14 protein-coding genes are annotated in these 23960 nt (G+C 47.6%); 3 read left to right on the top strand and 11 right to left on the bottom strand.

Annotated features, from left to right (window positions below; all coding sequences use genetic code 11):
* Positions 1 to 85: 85 nt before the first annotated feature.
* Together Q1V85_RS17405 and Q1V85_RS17410 are read right to left on the bottom strand one after the other, a co-directional pair.
* On the bottom strand, positions 86 to 2803 hold the full coding sequence (locus tag Q1V85_RS17405; protein WP_300601818.1) for a CHAT domain-containing protein: 2718 nt from the start codon (positions 2801 to 2803) through the stop codon (positions 86 to 88).
* Positions 2791 to 4782: a PKD domain-containing protein gene (locus Q1V85_RS17410; RefSeq protein WP_300601820.1), complete on the bottom strand. Its 1992-nt coding sequence runs from the start codon at positions 4780 to 4782 to the stop codon at positions 2791 to 2793. Before Q1V85_RS17410 ends, Q1V85_RS17405 begins: the two co-directional genes overlap by 13 nt.
* A gap of 248 nt (positions 4783 to 5030) precedes the next feature.
* On the opposite strand from Q1V85_RS17410, the gene Q1V85_RS17415 reads away from it, so the two are divergent.
* Together Q1V85_RS17415 and Q1V85_RS17420 are read left to right on the top strand one after the other, a co-directional pair.
* A complete protein-coding gene (locus tag Q1V85_RS17415; RefSeq protein ID WP_300601821.1) occupies positions 5031 to 5591 on the top strand; it encodes a sigma-70 family RNA polymerase sigma factor in 561 nt (186 codons plus the stop codon).
* The gene (locus Q1V85_RS17420) at positions 5588 to 6304 is read left to right on the top strand and encodes a tetratricopeptide repeat protein (protein ID WP_300601822.1); all 717 of its coding nucleotides are present in this window, start codon (positions 5588 to 5590) and stop codon (positions 6302 to 6304) included. Before Q1V85_RS17415 ends, Q1V85_RS17420 begins: the two co-directional genes overlap by 4 nt.
* 25 nt (positions 6305 to 6329) lie before the next feature.
* On the opposite strand, the gene Q1V85_RS17425 is transcribed toward Q1V85_RS17420, so the two are convergent.
* Genes Q1V85_RS17425 through Q1V85_RS17455 form a run of 7 tightly spaced genes read right to left on the bottom strand, consistent with a single transcriptional unit; the run spans position 6330 to position 17841 of the window.
* Entirely contained in the window at positions 6330 to 7076 is a 747-nt protein-coding gene (locus tag Q1V85_RS17425; protein ID WP_300601823.1) for a glycosyl hydrolase family 28 protein, read from the bottom strand.
* 24 nt (positions 7077 to 7100) lie between these two features.
* Complete coding sequence (locus tag Q1V85_RS17430; RefSeq protein ID WP_300601824.1) at positions 7101 to 8582, bottom strand: glycosyl hydrolase family 28 protein; 1482 nt, start codon at positions 8580 to 8582, stop codon at positions 7101 to 7103.
* Positions 8583 to 8592: 10 nt separating this feature from the next.
* Positions 8593 to 11439 (bottom strand): glycosyl hydrolase, encoded by a 2847-nt coding sequence (locus tag Q1V85_RS17435; RefSeq protein ID WP_300601825.1) that lies wholly within the window; start codon positions 11437 to 11439, stop codon positions 8593 to 8595.
* A complete protein-coding gene (locus Q1V85_RS17440; RefSeq protein WP_300601827.1) occupies positions 11429 to 12277 on the bottom strand; it encodes a sugar phosphate isomerase/epimerase in 849 nt (282 codons plus the stop codon). Before Q1V85_RS17440 ends, Q1V85_RS17435 begins: the two co-directional genes overlap by 11 nt.
* A 6-nt stretch (positions 12278 to 12283) precedes the next feature.
* Positions 12284 to 13099: a phytanoyl-CoA dioxygenase family protein gene (locus tag Q1V85_RS17445; RefSeq protein WP_300601828.1), complete on the bottom strand. Its 816-nt coding sequence runs from the start codon at positions 13097 to 13099 to the stop codon at positions 12284 to 12286.
* 20 nt (positions 13100 to 13119) lie between these two features.
* Entirely contained in the window at positions 13120 to 14688 is a 1569-nt protein-coding gene (locus Q1V85_RS17450) for a RagB/SusD family nutrient uptake outer membrane protein (RefSeq protein WP_300601829.1), read from the bottom strand.
* 18 nt (positions 14689 to 14706) lie between these two features.
* Positions 14707 to 17841: a TonB-dependent receptor gene (locus tag Q1V85_RS17455; protein ID WP_300601830.1), complete on the bottom strand. Its 3135-nt coding sequence runs from the start codon at positions 17839 to 17841 to the stop codon at positions 14707 to 14709.
* Between the two features lie 356 nt (positions 17842 to 18197).
* On the opposite strand from Q1V85_RS17455, the gene Q1V85_RS17460 reads away from it, so the two are divergent.
* Positions 18198 to 19082: an AraC family transcriptional regulator gene (locus tag Q1V85_RS17460; RefSeq protein WP_300601831.1), complete on the top strand. Its 885-nt coding sequence runs from the start codon at positions 18198 to 18200 to the stop codon at positions 19080 to 19082.
* Between the two features lie 590 nt (positions 19083 to 19672).
* Here the strand turns inward: Q1V85_RS17460 and Q1V85_RS17465 are convergent.
* Both Q1V85_RS17465 and Q1V85_RS17470 read right to left on the bottom strand, forming a co-directional pair.
* On the bottom strand, positions 19673 to 19951 hold the full coding sequence (locus Q1V85_RS17465) for a hypothetical protein (RefSeq protein WP_300601832.1): 279 nt from the start codon (positions 19949 to 19951) through the stop codon (positions 19673 to 19675).
* Positions 19952 to 20035: 84 nt separating this feature from the next.
* The gene (locus Q1V85_RS17470; RefSeq protein WP_300601833.1) at positions 20036 to 23800 is read right to left on the bottom strand and encodes a DEAD/DEAH box helicase; all 3765 of its coding nucleotides are present in this window, start codon (positions 23798 to 23800) and stop codon (positions 20036 to 20038) included.
* Positions 23801 to 23960 lie beyond the last annotated feature (160 nt).

A 23960-nucleotide genomic window follows, 5' to 3' on the forward strand; every position in this document is an offset into this window, starting at 1 on the left:
CCGGTTAGTGCACTTTCCAAAATGTAAGAGGAAATGGTCGATATAAGAAAAGGCCACTAATAAAGTAGCTGCATACGGGTATCTGTTAAAGCAGTTTTTTATACCGGAAAACCATCGTGGTGATGAGCACCGTACCGGCAATAAACAACAGGGAAAGCATTACCGTAGAAGATCGCTTTTTCCGGATCAGCAATGGGGTATCATTGCCCTGGTAAAAATAGGCAGCCCAGAACAAGGGGTTTTGCTCCGCGGCGGTCCGGTGGTTTTCAAGATAGGCGGCCCGCGCCTTTTTTAATGCCGATACGGGATCAGGGTCTGCCGCCAGTGCCTGGTAAAACTCCCGGATCAATTCGCCGGATGCCGCATCATCAATCTCCCACCGGGAGGATAATACACCGTCCACGCCCTTGCTTAGCAGGATGCGGCCCAGGCTCTGCATGCCTTCGCCCTGTTGCAGGATGCCCGCTCCGGTTTCACAGGCGGCCAGCACCACCAGGGGCGACCGCGTGGTGATGTATTGAAGCTCGCCCAGGTATAGTTTATTTTTCAGCACCAGGTAGGGCTGCTTCCCGGCAGGGTCGGCCACTGCATGCGAAGCCAGGTGAATGATATTACCGGTATTGAGTGCCGCCATAAAAGCGGAGTCGGAGGTACCGGCAGCGGCATACGGTTGCGTTATAAAATGCTTTTCCAGGAAGGATCGCTCTTTTACGGATTGCGGAAGTCCCGGAAATCCGAGGTGCGGTTTTTCAAAACTAAAAACAGTTACCAGCCGCGGGTTATTGTTAACCGCACCGGCAAAGGCGTTCTGCAAAAAGGTAAAGCTATACCCGATGGAAGTGGTAGCCCCCCAGTATGCCGGCCTGCCCGGTATGGTACAAAGCGCCTCAAACGGAAGGTTATGCAATTCCCGGTCGGGCGAAATCAACACGGCGGATGCAGACCCGGTCAGCCAGGGGTTCCAGGTTTTCAGCAGTTGGGCAGCGGATATATAATACGCCCGGGGATCCTTATTAAAGGCGGTTGGGCCCGCATAAAAATACCTGCGCATAAAATCACCGATCTCCTTTGTATGCGCTACAGTGGCTGTATCCAGCTTGTGCCGGAATAGGCCGTTTTGCACCTGGATGATATAAGAATAACTATCGCCCAGGTAATAACTAAGCAGGGTTTTATTCCGGCCGGCCGTTTGTACCCATTTGCGAAACACCTCATAAGAGGGTAATTTGAGCAGCGCCACGCTTTCCCGTTCTTTCAGGTTCAGCTCAAATTCCAGTTGCCGGATATTTTGCCGGATTTGTTGTTTGTAGGTTCCTTCCGGGGTTTCGGCCAAAAGCACATAAAGCGACCGTAACTGATCGACCCATTTTTTATTGCTGGAAAGCAACGCATCCTGCTTCCAGCCGGCCGTTCTCCGCTGCTCATTGATCAGCATGCGGCCCTTGGACAATTCCGTTAGCCAAAGCGCTTTTAACAGGTATTCCGGATCCTGGTGCTGATCAAATAGCTGGTGGTACAACGCAATCGCCGTTTCCGAATATTTTTTATTAGCATAGGCCGCCGTACTGCTGTTGAGGGATGCCGGTAATAACTGCTCGGTATAATAATCGTTCAACACCGCCTTTTCGAACCATGGCGCCGCCGCCGGTGGATTTTTATACAACAGTGCCGTAGCTACTCCAAAAAGTGCAGTGGTTACTTTAAAATCGGGGAACAGCCCATTCTCATTTCTCCTGAAGTACTGCAATGCCCGTTGATGCCAGGCAAGAGCGCTATCCGGCTGTTGCATCAGCAGGTAGGCATTACCGGTTTCAATGGCCGTTTCCACCTTTAATTCGATATTGTCTGCGGCTACCTGCTTCCGGATCTTTTCAAGATAATACAGCGATTCCCGGTGTTTCCCGGAGAGGTTCAGTATACGCGCCCGGGCTAAAAACGTGGTTTGTAACGCGGCGGGCACACCTGTAAGTTGCCGGCCCAACTGCAATGCCTGCTGATTCCAGATACCGGCACTATCGGTGTTGCCCGCCTCAAGATATGCTTCCGCCTTTAAATTATACAGTGGCAGGGCATCAGCACTTCCCGGCCTGGCGCTCCGAAGGCCCAGGGCGATCGTATTGCGGAGCGCCGCAGCATCATGCATACGGAAATAGGTGGTGGCCAGGTTTAAATACAACCCGGGGATGATGGCGTTCCGGTGCGCAGCCATCGCCGCATCAATAGCCCGCTGCTGTATATAAACCGCTTTAGAAAAATCACCCACCCGGGTGTAATTATTTCCTAATGGTTTAGCAATATATTCCTCAAAATCCATCGCCTGCTTTAGTTCCGGATCCTGTTTATAGCGCTCATAAAAAGCATAGGCCTGCTCGTACCAGGCAATGGAGGCCGGAACCTGCCGCTGCGTCAGCAAATGCCAGCCGGTATTGATAAAGAACTGAAAACAGGCCAGCTGCTCTGCCCGGGTACGGGGCGGCCTCCACAATGCTTTTTTCAGGAATGCTTCCCGGTTAACAGCCAGCCCCGGATCTGCATCCAGCTGATCAAAAAGAAAATCGGTCCAGGCTTCCAGCGAATCTTTCTGCTTCAGCTGCCGGTACCGGCTTTCCAGCGCATCTTCAGGAGGAACCCCAGAAAAAAAGAGTATCATTGTCACAGCCAGAAACAGAACCTGCAGGCATCCAAGGCCCTTTCTTTTACACCAGGTGACGATGCCCTGGTTATTCGCCGCCGCAACTCCCGGCACGGCAGGATTGCGGAGCACCATATGCCCCCCGGACTTTTGTTTACTTAGAACCGCCATCCTGCGTAAAAGAAGGTATACCCATTCTTTTTTTCGTTATAATAATACCGGATACCCAGCTGTGGTCCCAGCTTTACTTTCCCCAACTGTATATCAATAAAGGGTTGTATGCGTACACCGGAAAAAGCCTTTACTTTTTCGGAAAGCGGCTGCTGATAGATTTGTCCGGCCACTCCATTGGCGGATACGCCGTAGTAGGTTAGGTCCGATTCTGTTTGACCGCCCAGGTCAGCCGTAACGCTGATACCCGCACCCGCTGAAAAATAATTTCCAAAATTATGGCGCAGTTGAAGAGGAATGAGCTTTATCTGGGAAACCGTATGCGCTACAGAAGAGTCTATTTTATTATAGGGTACTTCTTTTCTTCCGTCGATGGATATGAAACCATCCCGGTTAACGGTATAATTTCCCCCGCTGGTTTTAAGTCCATGTTTATAATACAGCTCAAACTGGAAAAAAGGGCGATAGGGCGCCAATGGCGCGATGCCCACACCTGTTACGATTCCATCGCTTACCATTCCTTTTCCCGAAGCTTTTTCAAAACCCGCCATTACGATCGGCGAGAGGCTCTTTTTAAACCGGCCCGTAGCGCTGTTGGTGAGTATGGGCTCATTCCTATCAAAATAAATAGCCGTACGAGCCTTAAAGGGCACAGGATCCAGTTTTTTCTTTGTTACGATGGAAAATTCCATAAACCCCTTGGTGCTGTCTTTATCATCAACACCTTTCTGATTGGTTCCGGGCAGGTAAACCCCATGAAGCGTAAACAACAGACCGCTTTCTTTCTTTTCCAGCTCCCAGCAGCCCCGCTTCTCCGCGCCTGCCTGGCAGGGAGCACAAAATGGTGACAGATCTTTGATCTGTACGGTTTGCGGATCGAGGGCCCCGGGTGTTGTAACATCCAGCGCAATCTTACGCGCAGGTCCCTTACCCGTATTCTGAAAACGGATCTTATACGTTAGTTCTTTATGCCTGCTTAAAAAACGGTAGCTTAGCCGCCCACCCTTTAAATTCATTTTATTCGGATCGTGCGAATTTACCACGGGTATATTCAGCCGGTGCAATACCGGGTTTCCCTTTTTAGGAACGTACACACCGGTAACGGTTACAGTAGCATTGGTGTCCTTGATCATCTCGGGGGTTACCTTTAACTCGGCAAGGGCAAAATGCGCTGCCCCGGGGGCGGTATTTCCCAGGTCGATCATAAAGCTGTTCTTATACAGCATCATAGTATTTAAAAACGTAGCAGTGGCTTCGGCGTAATTCTGTATTTTAACCACAGATGAAGGCGGGCTGCCGCTTTCGGTAATTTTCAGTTGCTTTCCCGGTTCCAGTCCGGCCATTAGTGCAGCCGGCCCGCTAACCAGGCTGTCACCGCTGTTAAAAAAACGAAAGCCCTTATTGTCACCGGCATTTTCAAAACAGGTTTGTCCGAAGATCTTTTCGTTCAAAAACAGGTACAGCTTTCCCTGGTCATCTTCTGTACCGGTATTCTTCCAGCCGGCCAGCAATACCATGGTATCATTGGGTTTGGCCATACAGTTATACTTCAGTTCAAAAACACCATTAGCCTTAAAAAAATCCTTTTCAGCGGTTGAAACAGAGGCTACATTATCGTTATTGGCTTTTCCGGAAACCTTTAATTTCTTCCGTTCCGGTTTTTTACCATCGTCATAGTTATTTACGGCATACAGGTATACATCATAATCCTTTGCCGTTGTATAGCGGTGCTCCGGTGCCGCTTCGGTACTAAAATGGCCATCGCCAAAATCCCATAAATGGGTATAAAAAGGCTCAGGAGCGCCGGGGATCTGCGTAAGGGCGGGCAACAGCGCCGAAAAACGAAGGCCACCACTGTCCGGAACGGCCTGTATGGAACTATCTGCCGGCGGGGCTTTTCCCACCTGGGCATGTGCTGTAAATCCGGCAAATAATAACCCCGTTAAAAAAAGTACTGGCCTTGATTTTAATTGTCCCATATGCGCAGATCAGCCGATTGCAAAAATTGTTACCTGAAAAATGCGGGCGTATCCCGTTGCCAGACCCTTGTTGTTGGTTTATAAGGCAAGGCAACACGTACTGCAGGAATTGTACCCGCATAACATGTTATACATCCAAAATGTTCTCTATGGTAAATATATTCAATATTTTTGAGATTCAGGAGCGGGTACCGCGGAGGTATTCCTGCTGCTGCAGGTATTTTTTATTCTATTTAATTTTTATAAGATTGCATACAGACCAACGATATATTGAAGCATTACGGAATAATGATTCGGTGCTGCTTTCAGAGATCTACCGCAAATATGCCCCCTCTATTACGGCCTACCTGAAATCAAAAGGAGCAGATACCGAAGAATGCGGGGACGTTTTCCAGGAATCGCTGATCGATATTTTTAAGCTGGCGGCAGATGGAAAATTTGTGCTCACCTGTCCGTTTGAAGCATTTCTTTTATTGGTATGCAAACGAAAATGGATCAACCTGCTAAAGAAAAAATCCAGGTCGGGGGTAACAAAAAGCCTGGATGATGGATATGCATACCTGAAGGACAATGCAGACGCAGAAGCATCGGCACATGCCCAGCAACTGGAGCAGGAAGCGCTGGTAATGGAACTGCTGGAACAGCTCAGCGAACGTTGCAGGGAAATCATCCGGGCATCGTACCTCAGCGATTCGCAGCAAAAACTGGCAGTGCAACTGGGCGTAAGCTATGCCTACCTGCGGAAAAAGAAATCCATCTGCATGTCTGAATTAATTGAATTAGTCAATCACAACCGTTATCACCCATGAATCTTTACGAACAGATAGAAGCTTATATTTCAGACGCCCTGTCTCCGGAAGAACGCGCTGATTTTGAGCGTCAGCTGGCACAGGATCCCCAGGTAAAAAAGGCCTATGAAGACTGGCTTTATACGGAAGCCGTTGTGCAAAAACATGAAGCTGCAGCTGCTGGAGCGGCGCAGTTAAAAGCCACACTTGAACCGCTTACCCGGGAACATTTCAGCGAAAGATCCGCTGCTATACCCCGTACCGGCCGTATACGCAAACTGGTATTTGCAGCGGTAGCTGTAGCCGCGGTGCTGTTGTTATTTGTATTTACTCCGGCCAGTGTAGACCGCTATCCTATAACACCCATGCCCAATGTAGTAGTGAGAGGCGCTGCCGATCATGGTAAGGAGGGCGGTCAGTTATTTAATGACCAGCAATACCAGCAGGCCCTGCCGCATTTAAAGGCGGCAGCGGAAGGTAACCCGGAGGATGTGATGGCCGCCTTTTATTATGGAATTTGCCTGCTAAAAACGGATCAGCCCGGAATGGCGCTGCCCGTTTTTGAAAAACTGTTACAAAGCAGTTCTGCTTACCAGGAAGACAGTTATTTCTTTGCAGCCTTATGTGCCTATAAGACCGGGAGCCAGGAACTGGCTAAAAAATATGCCACCGCTGTTCCATCCAACAATTTGTATCATAAAAATGCAGTGCGGCTCTTAAAGAAACTGGATTAAAGCGAATCCGCGCGGGAAGTGCGGCTTACTCCGAAACACGAAGCAGTTTCCCTGAAGGATCAATCGCCCGGTCAACCCGGATGGATTGATTGCTTTTTGCCCCCTCGATATAGGGCTGCTGAGCCACATCAATAAAGGTGTCTTTTATTAATACATTTTTTGATGCGGACAGCCGGATGCCTCCGGTACCGGGAACCTGTTTACTGCTGATGTTTACCATTTCCACTACTACATTGCTGCAAGCGTCAAAGACCTGCGCCTTTCCGCTGCCATTCCAGAGGTTTACAGAATCAATTTTTATATTGGAACAGTTGGTAAATGCCATAAGTGCAGGGCGCACAAAATCCTGCTGACGCAGATAGCCGCTCTGTTGCAACATGGCCACATTTTCCAGCAGGGATTGGCTGTTTCCTTCGATTACGCCCTTACCCGAAATACCGATGTTTTCCTGTCCGTCGGCACTGATGATGGCCCGGATCCGGCCGGAACTGTTGTAATCATATATAGAAGCAGCCCCCACCAATACCGCACCTTCCTCCAGCTTTATACTTACATTGGATTTCAACTGTACGCTTCCGGTCATATAGCGCCCTACATAGAACACCAGCTGGCCGCCACCTTGCTCATGAATAAAGTCGATGGCTTTTTGGATAGAACGGGTATTGTTGGTAACACCATCCGACAGGATGCCGAACAGGGAAGCTTTATAATCTTTTGCGGCAGCAAATACCGGTAATAATACCGTTAACAGGATCAGTTTTAACACGCGCATTTTGTAACAACTTTAAAAATGAAATTATTTGGATCTCGTTGTGTTGTGCAGGAACACCTGCTTTTTGCCTTTGGCAGCCGGCTCCTCTACATTCACCTTATCAAATGAAGCCTTTTGCACATCATCAAATACGATGGCGGGGCGGTAATCGTTTTCTTTTGCCCGTAGCGTAATGCTTTCGAAGCGGATACCAGTGGCATGCCGCACGTAAAATCCCCAGGCCGGCAGTTCTTTAAACTGGGAAAACTCCGGGTAGGCCGTGGGCATTTCAGGAATACTATCCAGTTCCGCCTTGCTCAGTCCGCGCCGGGCATAATGCGGATTGCCTGCACCGGGATAAACGATTTCGATATTCCGGAGTGTTACATCCTGTATTTTATATTGTGGTAAGCCCACAATGCTGGACGGTGAAATATTGCGGGGCAGGTCTTCGATAGGACCTTCATAGCTATACCCTGCATCCGGCTTGGTATCCGGCACTTCTGCATATACATTGGAAATGCGAATGTTTTTCATATACGGCTGTTTGCCATTGCTCCAGCGGTCGCCGATACGCAGGTAAATCACATTGCCGGTATTGATCGACCGTACACCATCCACTTCGATGTTTTCCACCAGGCCGCCATCTACTGCAGCAAATGTGATGGCCGAACGGTAGGTATCGAAGATCTTCAGGTTGGTTACTTTAAAGTTCCGGAACCCGCCACGGGAAACCGTTCCGAATTTCAGCCCATTGGCGCTGGACCTTCCGGTACAGTTATCCACAACCACATTCTGACAGATCTTCGTTGCATCGTGCGATTTGAAACAGATCACATCGTCGGCCGCATCAAAATAAGAGTTCTTGATCACAACACCATCGCAGTCCACCACATCAATTCCGTCATTGTTCCAGTAACTCTTGCTGTCTACATGAATGCTGTCTACATACAGGTTCCGGCATTGATCGTAGGTCTGGTTCCAGCTGGCCGGGTCCTTTAATGTTACGCCGGTAATCCGTACATTGGTGCATTCACGGAAATAGATATTCTGCGGACGATTGGTTTCATTGGGCCGGTCGTACTTCAGCGGATCTGTCACTAGTCCCTTCTGAATGTTCGCCACCATATTCATGGCTGTAAGAAAGCCCCGGCCATCGATCATACCTTCGCCGGTAATACCGATATTATCCTGTTTCAGGGCAAAGATCATCGACGTCCATCCGATGTATTTATGCTTCTCATAGTCAAACGGGTTTACAGAGCCCAGGAGCACGGCACCTTTTTTGAGATGAAGGGTCACATTGGATTTCAAAAAGATGGTACCGGTAAGATATTTTCCCTCATCAAATACCAGGCGGCCACCGCCCTGTTCATGAATATAGTCAATGGCTCCCTGTATAATGGCACTGTTCAGACCGGCGCCATCTTTTTTTGCACCAAAACTGAGCGCGCTGTAATCTTTTGCTGCGGCTATCAGCGAAAAGCAGGAAAGGAGCGTTGCTAAAAAAATATTCTTTCTTCGCATAATTCATTTTTTAAAATACAGTAACAGGTCCCAGCAAGCCCATAGAGCGCATGGGTTGTGGTTTTCTTTTTCCGTTTGTCCAGTACTGCGCCACGGGGTTATCCGTAAGCGACTTCATATAATTGCCCATGGTGGTGGTAACCGCAATTTCGATGGTATTGGTTCCGGATTGCATCCAAGGCTGCACATGGTATAGATAGCGGCCAAACCACCGCACACCCAGGTCTTTTCCATTTAAGGTTAGTTGAGCAATGCCCTGCACTCCGCCCAGGTCGATGTACGATGGTCCGTTTGTTGTTTTCGAAAGCGTATTCCTGTAAATAACGGTGCCTGCAAAATCCTGGTATCCGGGCATGTCCTTCAGGTCTTTTAAGCCGGTAAGGCTTGCTGTTTTTATAGATCCGTCTATATGGCGGAATTCAGCGGTCCAGGGCGTGGTGATCTCCGGGTATTGTCCCTCCGACTCTGGCACTTCCCTATACACGGGACTCTTCTTTCGCTGCTCTTTTTCAAAAACAAAGATCCGCATATCTGCCGGATAAAGGGTTACCGTGATCTGGCGGTCGTTCTCCAGCCGGTAAAGTTCACCGGTAACCGCATCCCAGTAATGTCCAAACCGTCCTTCATAAATCGCTGCATCTGGTTGAAAAGTTACTTTAAAAGGATAGTTGGCACTGGAATTGAACACCAGCAGCATCTCTACCGTTTCGTTAGAATACCGTACCTGCTGAATAAACGGATTACCATCCGTAACCGTAACATAGGGTTTTATATCATATTTCTGCTGCAGGGCTTTATACCAGGCCGGATAATTCTCTTCCGGGTGTTCGGTAAAAATAAACCGGTCTTTAAAGGTTTTCAGCTCTTCAAGGATATTGCGTACCAGCTTTGTTTGTTCATCCGCATTGAGCAGCCCTACCGATTTATCGGGCATATTTTGAACGCAGATGACTTTCCCGCCGGATTGTACAAACTGCAACAGTTTACGGGCGGTAACCGGTTCCAGGCTTTGCACGTGTACCAGGAACAGGGTATGATATTTACGGGGACCATATTCAAGGAAGCCGTCTTTTATGACCGCTTTATTAATGATACTGTCTGAAACATAATCGCATCCATTACCATGCTGCTGCATTGCCTCCCAGATGAGGGATAAATTGGCCGGGTAGGTAAGCGAGGGAAAGGGTTCATTGGGTGCGCCAAATTTGCCCCAGGAATCAAACAATGGCGGCAGTATGGCAATATCGGCAAACATATCTGCATGTTGCAAAAGGGCAGACACCCGGGCCTTGTAATCATTGATCCGTTTAAAGAACGGCCAGTAGGTATTGCGCTCGTTCATAAAATTCCCGTACCGGATCCACCCGGGAAAGGGCGCATTCTTTGGCGAATAATTAAACCCGTGGTAAACAGAGTGGGTAATACCGGTGATGAGGCTTTGATCCGATGCCAGCTTCAGCGTTTGCAAAGAAGCATTGAACACCATATCCGTGTTGGTGGCTTCCTCACAGGAAACCACCCGTTTACCGGCCAGGTGTGCTCCCGAAGAAACAAATTTGTTTGCCATGGAATAGGCCCTGCCGATACGGTAATCCGTTTCCGGCATCTCCTCACCGATCCCGTATTTGATCCAGGTTTCTCCTTCCGGCAGATCCATACCCATACTGGCTTCGAGGGGATGATAGCCCCGGCCGTAAGCCTGCGCGCGGGATAACATACCATTGTTTTTGCACCATTGCTGAAACGGCTCTACAAAGCGTTCTTTTAACAGCTCCACTTTTGTGCGGTCAAAATCGCAGCGCACCCGTTCAATAATATCCTGGAACTCCGGTGTAAAGCGGGTTCCGTAATTGTAATCATATACATTGCCCATTGCCCCGATTTTTGAGAAGATCAGCGGGAGATAGGGCATAATATCGTACCCCCTGCGCTTTTTAAATTGATCGGCCATATCGCCCGTCCAGTTGGCACCTTCCAGCTCCATACTGTCTACAAATAGTGCACGTACCCGGTTTTTTAAAGGGCCGATCCGTTTCTGGATCGCATCACTCATATGATTCAGGTATTTTTCTACAGCGGCCTTATTGAAGTGGTTCAGTACCTGCCCGTTTGCACCCGGTGCACCGTTAATTACTTCCAGGAATGCCCGCGTTTTTAATAACGCGTAAATCGCATAATTTCCTCTGGGCACTTTTACTTTAATAAACCCGGAGGCGATCTGATCCGAAAGGTCCACCACCTCATCCAGCGATTTCATCGGATCCGGAACCATAAATACCTTTTGTATTTCCAGTTTCCGGTGGGCGTAGGGACTGGTGGTTGCCGGGTCTGCCTCTTTGATAAAATCCAGTATTGGCACTTCAAAATCCATTAACCCGGTTACCTTCTTTACCCCGATCGTCATAATATCTGCGCATTCATCGCCCTGCAGGTATTCGGCGCCAAAGGGCCAGCCGGAGCCAACGATCAGATCACAGGTGAGCCCCAGTTTTTTGGCTTCGGTTAATGTAAAGTCCAGTACATCCACCCACTCATCACTGAGCCAGGTTAGTGACCGGATGCCCATATCGTCCGTACGTTGCGGGAACTTAATGGGATTGATCTCCACACCACCAATACCTGCATCCTTCAGCAACTTCAGTTCCCGCAGCAGTTCTTCTTTTTCTACCTTATCACCGTTCCACCACCAGCGTACAAAAGGCCTGTAAATGGTCTGCGGTGTTTTAAACAATTCATACAGCTGGTCTTTTGCAGCTACCTGCACCCGGTCATTTTGAAAGGCCCATGCCATATGCTCATACATCAGGGCGCCCACCGTAAGCAGGCTGCCGCGTTCCAGAAAGGTTCTACGCTTCATGTTCCGTTTTATTATACCGTTCGTTCAAAAGATTTTTCATCCATAAATTCAGTCCCCATTGCTCCTGCTGCAGATCTACATCCCGGTTGGCACCCGTAAGGTAGGGCGGGGGACCAAACTCCGGCGTGAAGGTGCTTTCAGCAAACCCCTGTTGTTGCCGGTATGCCACCCATTGATCCCAGATCTTCAGATGTTCATTTAATGCCCGGGCATATTCAGGTAATGCAGGATCAAATACCTGTGGCCCTTCTATATGCCCCACGCGCGCATGCACGTGGAAGGTTTGCCGGACAGCCGCCTGTACGGCCGCCTGCTGATCTTCCAGGTAGCTTTCGGAAACACAGAACCAGTGCGATACATCGAGTGTAAGGCCCAGTTCCGGCTTTTGTTTCAACAGCGGGTATACCGTATGAGCACCATAAGACCATTTATTGCGATGGGTTTCCTGGTATATGGCCGTACCGGTTGCGGCTGCCACTTCCCCGCAAACCTGCAGGCATTCCAGGATCTGCGCATTGGTAAAATATTCCCGGCCGCATTGTGCGCTGATGAACAGGGGTTGCTTTTTCGCCGTTCGCAGTGCTGCCAGCTTTAGCAGATCGTTTCTTAATGCCATGATATAGGTTTCAAAACCGGCATAAACACTGGTTACCTGCATTACTATGGAAAAGTCAAGTTCCAGTTCCTCCAGCAATGCAAGCACTTTTTCAGGATCACCCGGTTCACCAAAAGGAAACCATTCGATCCCTGCATAGCCGGCTTTCTTTACCTCTTTTAAAAAGGAAGCCCAATCCACCTGTTCCGCGCCCCAGCGCGGGCAAAGAAATCGTATGTTCAAAGCTGTTTATTTATGATAGATCAATGGGTTCTGCTCATTGCTGTTCAACGGGTCGCCGACTGTTAATGTTTTCAGGTAGGCGTCTGGTAAAATATTTGCCTGCCCGTTAAATATGTTTCCTTCCGGCATATAAGCGCAGGTCATGGCCCTGCGGTAACCGCTTGTCATATTTGCTCCGGCGCCATGAATGGTCAACCCGTTATGAAAGGAGCAACTGCCTGCTTTCATTTTTGCTGCAACGGAATTTACTTTTTTAAATTGCGGATATACATCAAAGATGCCATCCATATTTTTACCGATCCCTTTATTCTCAAATGTTGTTTCCTTAAAAGATCCCGGTATAAAATACAGGCAGCCATTCTCCGGGGTGGCATCATCCAGGGCCACCCAGATGGAAAGTGCTTTCCGGTCGGAAAACGACCAGAAAGGTGTATCGAGGTGCCAGGAAGTAGGATTGGCCCAGGGCTTTTTAAACAGGGCCTGGTCATGCCAGATCCGGATACCATCCACACCCGCCAGTTCCGCCGCCATTTTTCCAATGCGCTCATCCATCATGATCTTTTTAACCTTCTCGTTGGTTTGCCAGAGGTTCAGCAGCTGGTCAAACACCTTGGAAAAATATTCCGCATCTTCGTTGATGCCGTCGTCCATGCCTACTTTAATATCCTGACCGGGGATCTTGATCCCGTTCCGTTCTGCAATGGCTTCTGTCACCGCTTCCCGCCATTCCTGCAGCTCATCGGGCGACAAAAAATCATCAATTACTACAAATCCGTTTTCCTGGTAGTAACCGATCTGTTCCTGTGAGAGTTCATTTTTCATTCGTATATGTTTAAAAGGGATTAATACCCGGGGTTCTGTTTGAGGTTTTTGTTCAGATTCATTTCCTGCTGTGGAATCGGGTACAACAGCTTTTCCTGAGTAACGGTAAATGATTGCGGCAGCAGATAGGGATATTTTTGTTTTGCCAGTACTCCATAGGCATTCATTACAGTTACTGCCTGACCGGTACGGATCAGATCCTGCCAGCGTTTATTTTCAAAGGCCAGTTCTCTTCTCCGTTCCAATGCAATCGCCGTACGCAGTTGCCCCTGATCAGTAGTGGTAATATTATGATTGGCATCCCCAAATGCCCGGGCTCTGATTTGGTTCAGATAAGGCAATGCATCGCCTGTTTTTCCTGTTTCATTTAAACACTCCGCCAGCATTAGCAATACATCTGCATAGCGATATAACGGCCAGTTTTGATCGGTGTTCTGATTGATATTAGGTACCGGTAGAAAATAATATTTTTTACAAAAATATTTCGCAGTTACCCCGGGTTTCGGCGTATAGCCCACGGCATTACTAACCACGCTGTCCGCAGTAAAATCCTGCGCATCATTGATCTTTCCGGCAATAATACCTATGGAGGCATTAAACCGGCTATCTCCCGGTTCAAATAGGCTAATCAGGTCATCCGAAGGCACATCCCAGCCGCCAAAACCGATTGTGCTGAAGTTCACCCCCAACACATTGGTGGTATTGGCCATATGGGGAATAAAGCGGTAGATAAAGTTGCTGGATTGCCCCGTAGTACCCGATTGATACTGTATATCAAAGATCAACTCTTTGTTTACGTTTGCATTTTTATTGGCCGGGTTGAATACCCCATTGAAGCTGGTCATAAGATTGTATCCCATAGTAGTCACCGATTGCAGCAATGGCAATGCATTTGCATAGTCTTTGCGTTGCATATAAACGGCCGCCAGTTCGGTGGCCGCCACACCTTTATTTACCCGTCCGGTTTCGGCAACTTTAAAAGAGGGCGCCGGAAGCAGGTCCAATGCATCCTTCAGATCACTGATCACCTGTGTATATACTTCTTCTGCTGTAGCCCTGGGCAGGTAAGCATCGGCCGCCTGAAGTACTTCGTGCAGATGCAACGGAACGCCGCCGAAGTTGCGCACCAGGTCAAAATAATAGTGGCCCCGCAGCGCTTTGGCCTCCCCGGTTACCTGTTTTTTTAACGAATCAGATAGGGTACTATTGTCCTGCAAATGATCCAGAATGGCATTGGCACGGCCAATGCCGGTATAGGCCGCCTGGTAACGCCCTTGAAAAACAAGGTTTGTAGCATCATCCATAAATGTAGAAATGTTTTCCCGGGCAGCGCTTCCCCGGTCTTTGGCATAATAATCATACGTTGCGTTATCTGATCGCATTTCATCCATCCAAAATGCGTTGGCTGCAATATCGCGCAGGGGCGTATAGGTTCCTACAACGGCCTGCTGAAAATCCTGCGGGGTTTTATAAAAAATGCCTTCATTCAGATTACCCTCGGGATAAAGCGTCAGAAAGTCCTTGGAGCAGGAAGCAAATGCAACCGCAGTAAGGATACAAAACCCGTAAATATATTTATTACTTTTCATTGTAAATTTCTTTAAGACTTAAAAACTAAAATTAGCTCCAATCATAAATGTGCGTGGAATGGGGAAGGTACTAAGGTCTTGTCCGTAGGTGCCGGTTGCGTCATCCTTTGTGGAGTTGGCTTCGGGGTTCATTCCGGTATATTTTGTAAACACAAAAGCCTGCTGCACACTGGCGTACACCCGCGCAGATTTTACATACTTCAGCAGGTCTTGCCGGAATGTATAGCCCAATGCAATGTTCTTAATGGTAAAAAAGTTTCCGTTTTCTACCCAGGTTGAATTCGCCAGGCGGTACAATTCGGTGGTTAAGTTGCGGGTGCTGGGCACTTTTCCGTTTCCCGGATTGTCCTCTGATCTCCACCGGTTCATCATATCGGAGGTCACATTCATTACTCCATCCAGGTTCGTCCAGTCTGCACGGTTGGCATTCAGGATCTGGTTGCCACCCTGACCATAGCCCACAATATTCAGATCGAAATTTTTATACCGGAAGGTATTGGTAATGCCAAAATTGTATTTCGGGTTGGGATTGCCGATCAGGGTACGATCGTCTGCGTTGATCACGCCATTTCCATCTACATCTTTCATCCGGGTTGTTCCTACATTTGATGAAGAATATTTGGGCGCACTGTTGAGCTCTGCCTGGTTCATATATACGCCGTCGAATACGTATCCGTAAAACTCCCCGATGTGGCCGCCTTTTACCGTGCGGTTATAGCCTGCGTAAGTTGAGTTATTGCCAATAAAGGGCGTATTGGGGGGCAATTCCAGCAGTTTATTATCATTCAATGAAATATTAAAATCCGTGGTCCATTCAAACTTGCCTACGAGGTTACGGGAACTAACCGTAAACTCATGTCCCCACATCCGGAACTTAGCTACATTCAACTGTATGTTCGCATACCCCGACTGAGTAGGCAATGTAACCAGGTACAGCATTTTGCTGGTGGTTTTGTCGTAATAATCGTAAGAAAAAATGATCCGGTCTTTCAGAAAATTGATATCCGCTCCAATATCGGTTTGCGCCGAACTTTCCCAGGTAACCTTGGGATTGCCTAATGTGGAACTCAGGGCAAACCCGGGAGTAAGTGTCCCTCCGAATACGTAGTTTGCAGGATTGACATTCGTCACGAACTGGTAGTTCCCGATGTTGAAATTCCCGGTTTTACCATAACTGGCCCGTAGCTTCAAAAAGCTCACCACATCCTTTCTTTTAAAGAAGCCTTCATCACTTACCACCCATCCGGCCGATACAGATGGAAAATCAGCATATTTAACACTTGGACCGAACCTGGAAGAACCATCTCTTCTGAAGGTTGCGGATAAAAGGTATTTGCCTTTATAATCATAACTCAACCGTCCGAAGCTGGAGGCCATGCTCCAGGCTTCTGCATTGGTAAATGTGTTTGCACCTCCGGTGCCGACACCCCCTATCACGGCTGCGCCGGAAACCCAGGGAATAATATCGTTTGCAAAATTGGACCCATATATATTCCGAAACTCTCGTTTCCATTTCTGGGCACTGTAGCCCGCCAGCAGATCCAGGTGATGATCGGCTACTTTCAGATTATAGTTCAACGTATTTTCGTTCAGCCAGGAAACATAATCATAAGATGCATGTGTTGATGATGAGCTGGAGGCCGCACGAGGTATGGGCGTTGCACTTAAACCAATGCCATACATGGTACCCTGGTACCAGTCCTGCTGATAAGAAGCTATATCCGAATTAATGGTTGTTTTAAAATGCAGGTTCTTCAAAATGGCGATATCTGCATAGGCATTTCCCAGCAATCTCAGGGTTTTGTAATTGGCGTCGGCCAGCAACAATTGCTGTACCGGATTGTTCAGGTTCAGCATTCCAAATGAAGAGGCCTTGCTGTTGAAAGAGCCATCTGCATTATAAATAGGCTGTAACGGAGAAGCAGCCGTGGCATTGGCAATGATCTGGCGGTTTCCATCAGTAAAATTTCGTGTATTGTGTTCCACCTGGTAGGAAGGCGCCAGGTTCAAACCAATTTTAAAGGCGTCACCAGGACGGTATTCGTTATTGCTGCGGAAGGAGAACCGTTTAAGATTGGTATTGAGCAATAAACCGTCCTGGTCAAAATAAGACATGGTAGAAGAAGAAGACAGTTTATCTGTACCAGAAGAAAGATTCAGGGAAAAGTTCTTCATCGGAGCCGTTCTTAATAACGCATCGTACCAGTTGGTGCCTTCGCCGTATTGATCGGGGTTTGCGTACTCGTCCGGGATTCCTTTTGTGTATGCCTCATACTTGATCTTATCTTCATAAAAACCTTTCATATAGGTTGCAAATTCCCGGGCATTCATCATATCCGGGCGCCCCTTCTGAGGTGCTTTCTGCCAGCCGTAGTAGGTATCAAAGCTGATGCTGGTACGTCCTGCCTTTGCCTGTTTGGTGGTAATTAAAATCACCCCATTCGCAGCCCTTGAGCCATAAAGTGCCGCCGCTGCCGCATCCTTCAGCACCGTAAAGGTTTCGATATCATCGGGGTTGACTACGTTCATATCCCCTGACCGCGTATTGGCTCCTGAAAGGATCTGCCCATCTACCACGATCAACGGCTGGTATCCGTTACCCAGTGAAGCCGCGCCCCGAATGCGCATATCTATACCCTGACCGGGCCGGCCATTGGCCATATTGATTTGCACCCCCGCTACGCGACCCTGCAGGCGCTGACCAAATTCAGCCGCAGGAATATCTTTTGCCTTTGCGGCATTAAAGGTGGTTACCGCACTGGTAATATCTTTTGCCAGCTTGGTACCATAACTTACCACCACTACTTCGTTCATATTGTTACTGCTTTCCGTAAGCAGTACTTTTACCGGTTCGTCCGAGACCACCGGTACTTCCAATGTACCATACCCAACCCTTGATATGATCAGGGTGCCGGGTATCCGGAATTTTAAACTGAATTTCCCGTTTTTGTCGGTAGCTGTTGCCTCTATTTTTCCTTTTACATTAATAGAGGTTCCGGAAAGGTCATCCCCGGAGCGGCTAAGTGTTACCTCTCCCCGGATGGTGGGTTCGTTTCCCTGTGCGGTTGCCGCTTCCTGGAACAAAAGCAGCAACAGAAACAGTGCGCCCTGCCGGAGCAGCAGCGATCTTTTTAGCAGTTTGAGCATCATCATAATTGGCTTGTTTAAAATATTTAACGGGCTGCCGGTACGTTTTTTCTAATGGCAATCACCGGGCATTAAATTTACATTTTCTGACCTGTTCAAAAAATATATTTCTAATATTGGCATCGTGAACGCCTTTTCTACCGGATCCGGGATCGTACAATGACCGCAATCCCAGCTATCATTTACCCTAAAACTGTTAATCGTTATCTTTTGTTAATAAAGCAATCATCATCGTCTGAGCATCTCCAACATTACCGCTCATCAACGACCTCTGTTCCAAATGTACATCCGCTTAAACTCAAAACAGATACACTATCCCGTTTTTAATTTACATTTTCTGATATTTTGTGTATATTCAGGACGTGAAGAATTTTCATAAATATCTCGCAAAAACAGCAATTGAGGATAACTGGGGGCTATATGTTACCACAGTAGGTTATACCAAAATCGCGCAACATCAGCCTTATCCGCTGAGCCGGGAGCACCCCAGCACCCATCGTTTTACATGGAACAAAGGAAGGATCCTGAATGACTATTATATTGTATTTATATCACAGGGAAGCGGCGTTTTTGAAACGGCGCACCAGGCCTCCAGTACCATACAGGAGGGCAGCTGCTTCCTGCTGTTTCCCGGTACCTGGCACCGTTATAAACCCATTTCAAAAACCGGGTGGGAAGAATACTGGATCGGCTTCAACGGCTATTATCCGCAGCGGCTGATGAAATCGGGTTTCTTCAGTAAAAAAAATCCCGTGATCCATGTAGGCTTACATGAAGAACTGCTGGCCACTTTTCACAACCTGATCGATACGATCAAAAACGCAAATCCGGGCTATCACCAGCTTATTGCCGGTTTTGTGCTACAACTGCTATCGCTGGTTTATAATGCTTCGGTTTATAAAAAAGAAAACACCGGCGATGCCTTTCAATACATTTCCAAAGCAAAATTCCTGCTGCAGGAGGCCCTGGAAAGCGATGTGAGCATGACGCATGTAGCCCGGCAACTCGCTGTTAGCTATTCCAAATTCAGGAAGGATTTTAAAGCAGTAACCGGCTTATCGCCCAACCAGTATCACCTGGAATTGCGGCTGGGAAAAGCCGCCGAACTGCTGCGGGCCACCAGCCTACCCGTCCGGGAGATCGCCGATCAAACAGGCTTTGATACGCTTTTTTATTTCTCCCGGATCTTTAAAAAGAAATTCGGCCAGTCGCCCAGGCATTACCGGGAGCAGCATCCGAGGGTGTAAGAGGGAGGTTCCAGGTTCCACATTTAAAGTTTCAGGTTGGGCGGCGTTGGAACCTGATGTAACATTCAATTCCCCGTTCTCATTTTCTCATGTTATACCAAATCATCGATCACGGACAGAACCAGCTGAAAACTGATAATTGATCGCTGATCACCTGGTTCCAGATTTAAGATCGGGTTTAGTTTGGTCCTGATATGAATCATCAATTCCAGCTACTTATTTTACCTCCTTTTACTAAAGGCCAAATCATCGATCACGAACGGAACCAGCTGAAAACTGATAACTGATCGCTGAAAGCTGATTCAAGGTTTAACATTTCAGATTCGCTTCTTACGCTCACTATTGGCCTTTTTTAGGGGACAAGGAGACAAGCGGAACCAGGGATTTTTCAGATATACAAAACCATTCGCGGTTCAATATTCCTCATTGGATTCGTTTGATGCTTGGTATATGCGCTTCATTCCGGATGTCAGATCATCGATCACGGACGGAACCAGCTGAAAACTGATAACTGATCGCTGAAAACTGACAACCAGCAGCCATCACCGCTGGATTTTATATTGGATATTTAATATTTAAAATTCCTAAGCCTACTGCTTCCAGTAACGTCCAAAAACACCAATATAGGTCTCCTTGCTGGCAGGCGCCATCACATGGTTATCTTCCTTAACCGGGTTGGCGGCATCTACATAAGTTGCGGTTACCAGCGCGTAAAGGAACTTATCCTGGTAATCCACCACCGGAGGTCTTTGTGTACGGTTCACCACCGGCTGCATCCATTTAATAAAGCCATCCTTAGACGGCTTGGTAAAATAAGCCACTAAAATCACCCCAATGATGAACAATAAAATGCCTCTTCTGAATTTCATATTTTAATTATTTGGAAGAACAGCGAGTAGGGAACAGGGAGTAGCAAGCAGCAACAGTTCCTACTTGCTACTCCCTGTTTACTATTAACTAAACAGGTATTCCACATCTTCTTTTGTCAGTGATTTTACAAATCCAGCTTCGTCCGAAATAAGGTCCTTTGCCAGGGCTTTCTTCTTTTCCTGCAGTTTAAGGATCTTATCTTCGATCGTATCCCTACAGATCATGCGGTAGGCAAAAATGCTCTTGGTTTGCCCGATACGGTGTGTACGGTCAATGGCCTGCTGCTCTACAGCGGGGTTCCACCAGGGATCTACGATGTATACATAATCGGCGGCGGTAAGGTTCAAACCCACACCCCCGGCTTTTAAAGAGATGAGGAACACCCGTACTTCCTCATTTTTCTGGAAACTCTGGATGGCTTTTTCCCGGTCCGGAGCTGATGTACTTCCATCAAAATATTCGTATTTAATCCCCAGCATCTCCAGCTTCTGCCGGATCAGCCCCAGCATACCCAGGAACTGCGAAAAGATCAGCGCCTTATGATCGCTCATATTTTCAGTGATCTCCCGCACCAGTTCTTCAATTTTTATCGAATGATTTTCAAATGCCTCTTCTTCATTCAGGATCGCCGGCGAATCGCAGATCTGCCGCAGCTTCATCAATCCCTGCAGGATCGTCATCTGCGAGCGCCCGATACCCTGCGATTCAATATTGCCCAGGATCTTATCCCGGTAGTCGTTCCGGTAGGCATCATAAATAGAGCGCTGCTCGCTTTCCATTTCGCACCAGAGGATCATTTCCTGTTTTTCCGGAAGATCTTTGGCTACCTGCTCCTTGGTACGGCGCAGGATAAACGGATACAATAATTTCCGCAAATGCTCTTTCCGGTCGGCCTCGCCCAGTTTATCGATGGGGATCGCAAACTCCTGCCGGAAGAACTCAATACTTCCCAGCATACCCGGGTTGAGAAAGTTCATTTGTGCATAAATATCAAAAGTATTGTTCTGCAGCGGTGTACCACTCATACAAAGCCGGTGCTTGGCGTTGATGAGGTAGGCGGCCTTGGTTACCTTGCTGGAAGGATTCTTGATCGCCTGGCTTTCATCCAGTACCGCATAATCAAAAGGCACCCCCACAAATAATTTAATATCGCTGCGCAGCGTACCATAAGTGGTAATGGTTACATCCTGCTTTAAAATATCTTCCGTATTGCGGGTACGGGAAGGGCCATGATGAATACGGTAGGTTAGGGACGGCGTAAATTTCTTGATCTCATTTTCCCAGTTATAGATCAGCGTGGTAGGACAAATAACCAGGATCCGCGCATCGGGGTTATGGGTTTTATGGTGCTCCAGGTAGGAAAGTGCCTGAACGGTTTTACCCAAACCCATGTCATCCGCAAGGATACCACCCCAGTTTACATTTTTTAAATAGTTGATCCACTGGAACCCGGCCTCCTGGTAAGGTCTCAGGATCGGCAGCAGGTGTGCCGGCGGCTCAATTTCATGGATCTTTTCAAAATCTCTTAACCGGTTATATTTTTCCTCCAGCTCAAATACCAGCTCCTCTTCATTTTTCAGCTCAAACAATTCATCTACCACACTCTTGTGGTATTTAGAAAGCTTCAAATTATTATTGGCACCCTCACCAACCCGGAACAGGAGCGCATATTTTTTCAGCCACTCTTCGGGCAACACCCCCAGGGTACCGTCGCCCAGCTGCACATACATTTGTTTGTTGGCCAGCGCGCGTTTTACATCCGCAATGGAAACCTGCTGATCGCCAAAAACAATATCTACTTTGGCATCAAACCAGTCGGTATTGCTGGAGATAAAGATCTTTGTTTGCGGTTTGGCGGTATTGAACCGGAAGTTCCGCAATGCATCGTAACCAAACACGGGTACCTGCATTTCCTTCATGGCATCTACAAACAGGAAGAACCAGTTATCCTTCAGGATCTCCGCACCTTTCAACGACAGGGTGCCGTTTTCCTCGTTCATGACCAGGTTCGAGTGCAGGTTCTTCAGCCGGTCTACAAATGCATTTTCTTTTTCTTTATTCCGGTGTATCGAAAGGATCTTGTCCCCTTCAGGGATCAGGAATATTTCTTTTCCCAGCAGGTCCGTTTCATAGCCCTTATAGGAAAACTGCGGTTTAAAAATAAGATGGTCACCTTTTTCGATCAACAGCAATTTTGCTTCCGGCACAATGTTCTTCATCACATGCAGCATCGAAGCATCAAAGTCTACCTTATATTCCCGGGCCAGGGGTAATATGAATTCGTGCAGGGTTTCGGCCCACTGTTCCTGCGAAATGATCATTTTACCGGCGGGCAGGAATTTTTCAATAAGGCTGATGCTTTCGGCATTGCTAAACAGGAACAGCTGATGATTATACAGGAACAACAGCGGGCAGGGGCTTTCATTTTGCTCTACCCCGTGCACCATGCCCCGCAACCGCACCAGGCAGTCGCAACTAAAACGCTCATCATCTTCCTTGTCTACAAAAAATTCGGTAATGGCCGGTTCTATAAAAATATCGATCTGTTCCAGATGATCGGTAACAAAGCTTTTACCCTGGGGCAATATAAAGGCCAGGCCGTCCTCGCCGGCATCCACCAACAGCTTCCGCAGCCGGGGCAGCATGTATTCATTGATCAGCTGCCGGGTTTCGGTGCTCTCCTCAATGACCGGTTCGTCCTGTTCCCAAAGATTATTAAACGGTGTATTCCGGCTTACATATTTATTAATTTCCGTATCCTGTAATTTGCGCACCGTATTCAGCAGGCTGATGTCCTCCTCACTAAAATCGGCCGTATCTATAAAATGACTGATATCAAGGGCCGCGGTTTTCCCGGCAAAACCAGATCCGCTTTCATTCAGCTCCCCGGATACAATATGTACCTGGAAATACGGATAAACCGTTTTATTAAAATCGAAAACGACTCCCAGCTTTCTTGCGGGTTGTTCTTCTACTGCTACAGCATCTTCTTTTTCAACGGTCTGCGCCTGTTGCTTAATGGCGGACGCTGCTGGCTTTTCTGCTGTACTAAGGGTGTTGATGCGTTTGATCTTCGGATCCAGCACCCGCAAAAACGGCTTGCCGTCTTTAAATACAAATTCAAATTTTCCTTTCAGATCATCGTTCAGCGAATAGCCATAGGCTTCCAGTAATTTATTCTTTTCTACGTCGCGGTTGCGGATCGTATCAAAATAAAAGGCCCCGTGCTGTTTGATCAGTTGCAGGAAAACGATCACCTTGGGCAAACAAAGCGGGTGATCCGTATCCTCATAATCGCAGCTGGTATCAAAGTTCCGCTCCTCATTCTTTTTGATGGCTACCTTATATTCCTTTCCGTCCAGGGAAACTACGGCCCTTACGGTTTCATCCTGCGCGTAAACGATCTTTGCCTTTTTCTTCTGCAAAAACTTTTCCGCATCATTAAAGGTTTCCGGGGCGCAAAGGTGCCGGATGGACCGTATATCCAGGTTGCGGATCTTTACCACGGTATGACGCTGATCATAATATACTTCCTCATCTTCCAGCTGTCCCTTATCCATCAGCTCCTGTAACTGGAACAATGCCGCCACTTCATGTTTACAAACATCACCCAGGTTATACGGACAGTTACACTTCAATGCCAGGTTTTTCGGGTCATTGAATTTTTGAATGTGTACCTTATAAAAGGTGCTGTAAGAGTCGTCTTTTACCCTGAAATAGATGCTTCCGGTTAGTTTATCGTATTCGATCAGTTCTACAAATCCGAGTGCAAATGTTTTTTTACCCCTGCGGATCACCTCATCGGTACCGAAGGTATAAACGTGTTTTAATAAATGTGGTAATGCCAAACCGCTGCTGTTATTATGCTTAATTAATAATTTCTCATCATCATCCTTCTTCAAACCTGTCTGTACCGGGCTTCCGGTATCCGTTCCAGGCCATCCATTGCCGGTATTTTACGGCTGCAGGACCCCTGTATTGCCGGTTGGGCTACAAAAAGGACAATCG

It is taken from the genome of Niabella sp. (genome assembly GCF_030150205.1).
GTDB lineage: Bacteria > Bacteroidota > Bacteroidia > Chitinophagales > Chitinophagaceae > Niabella.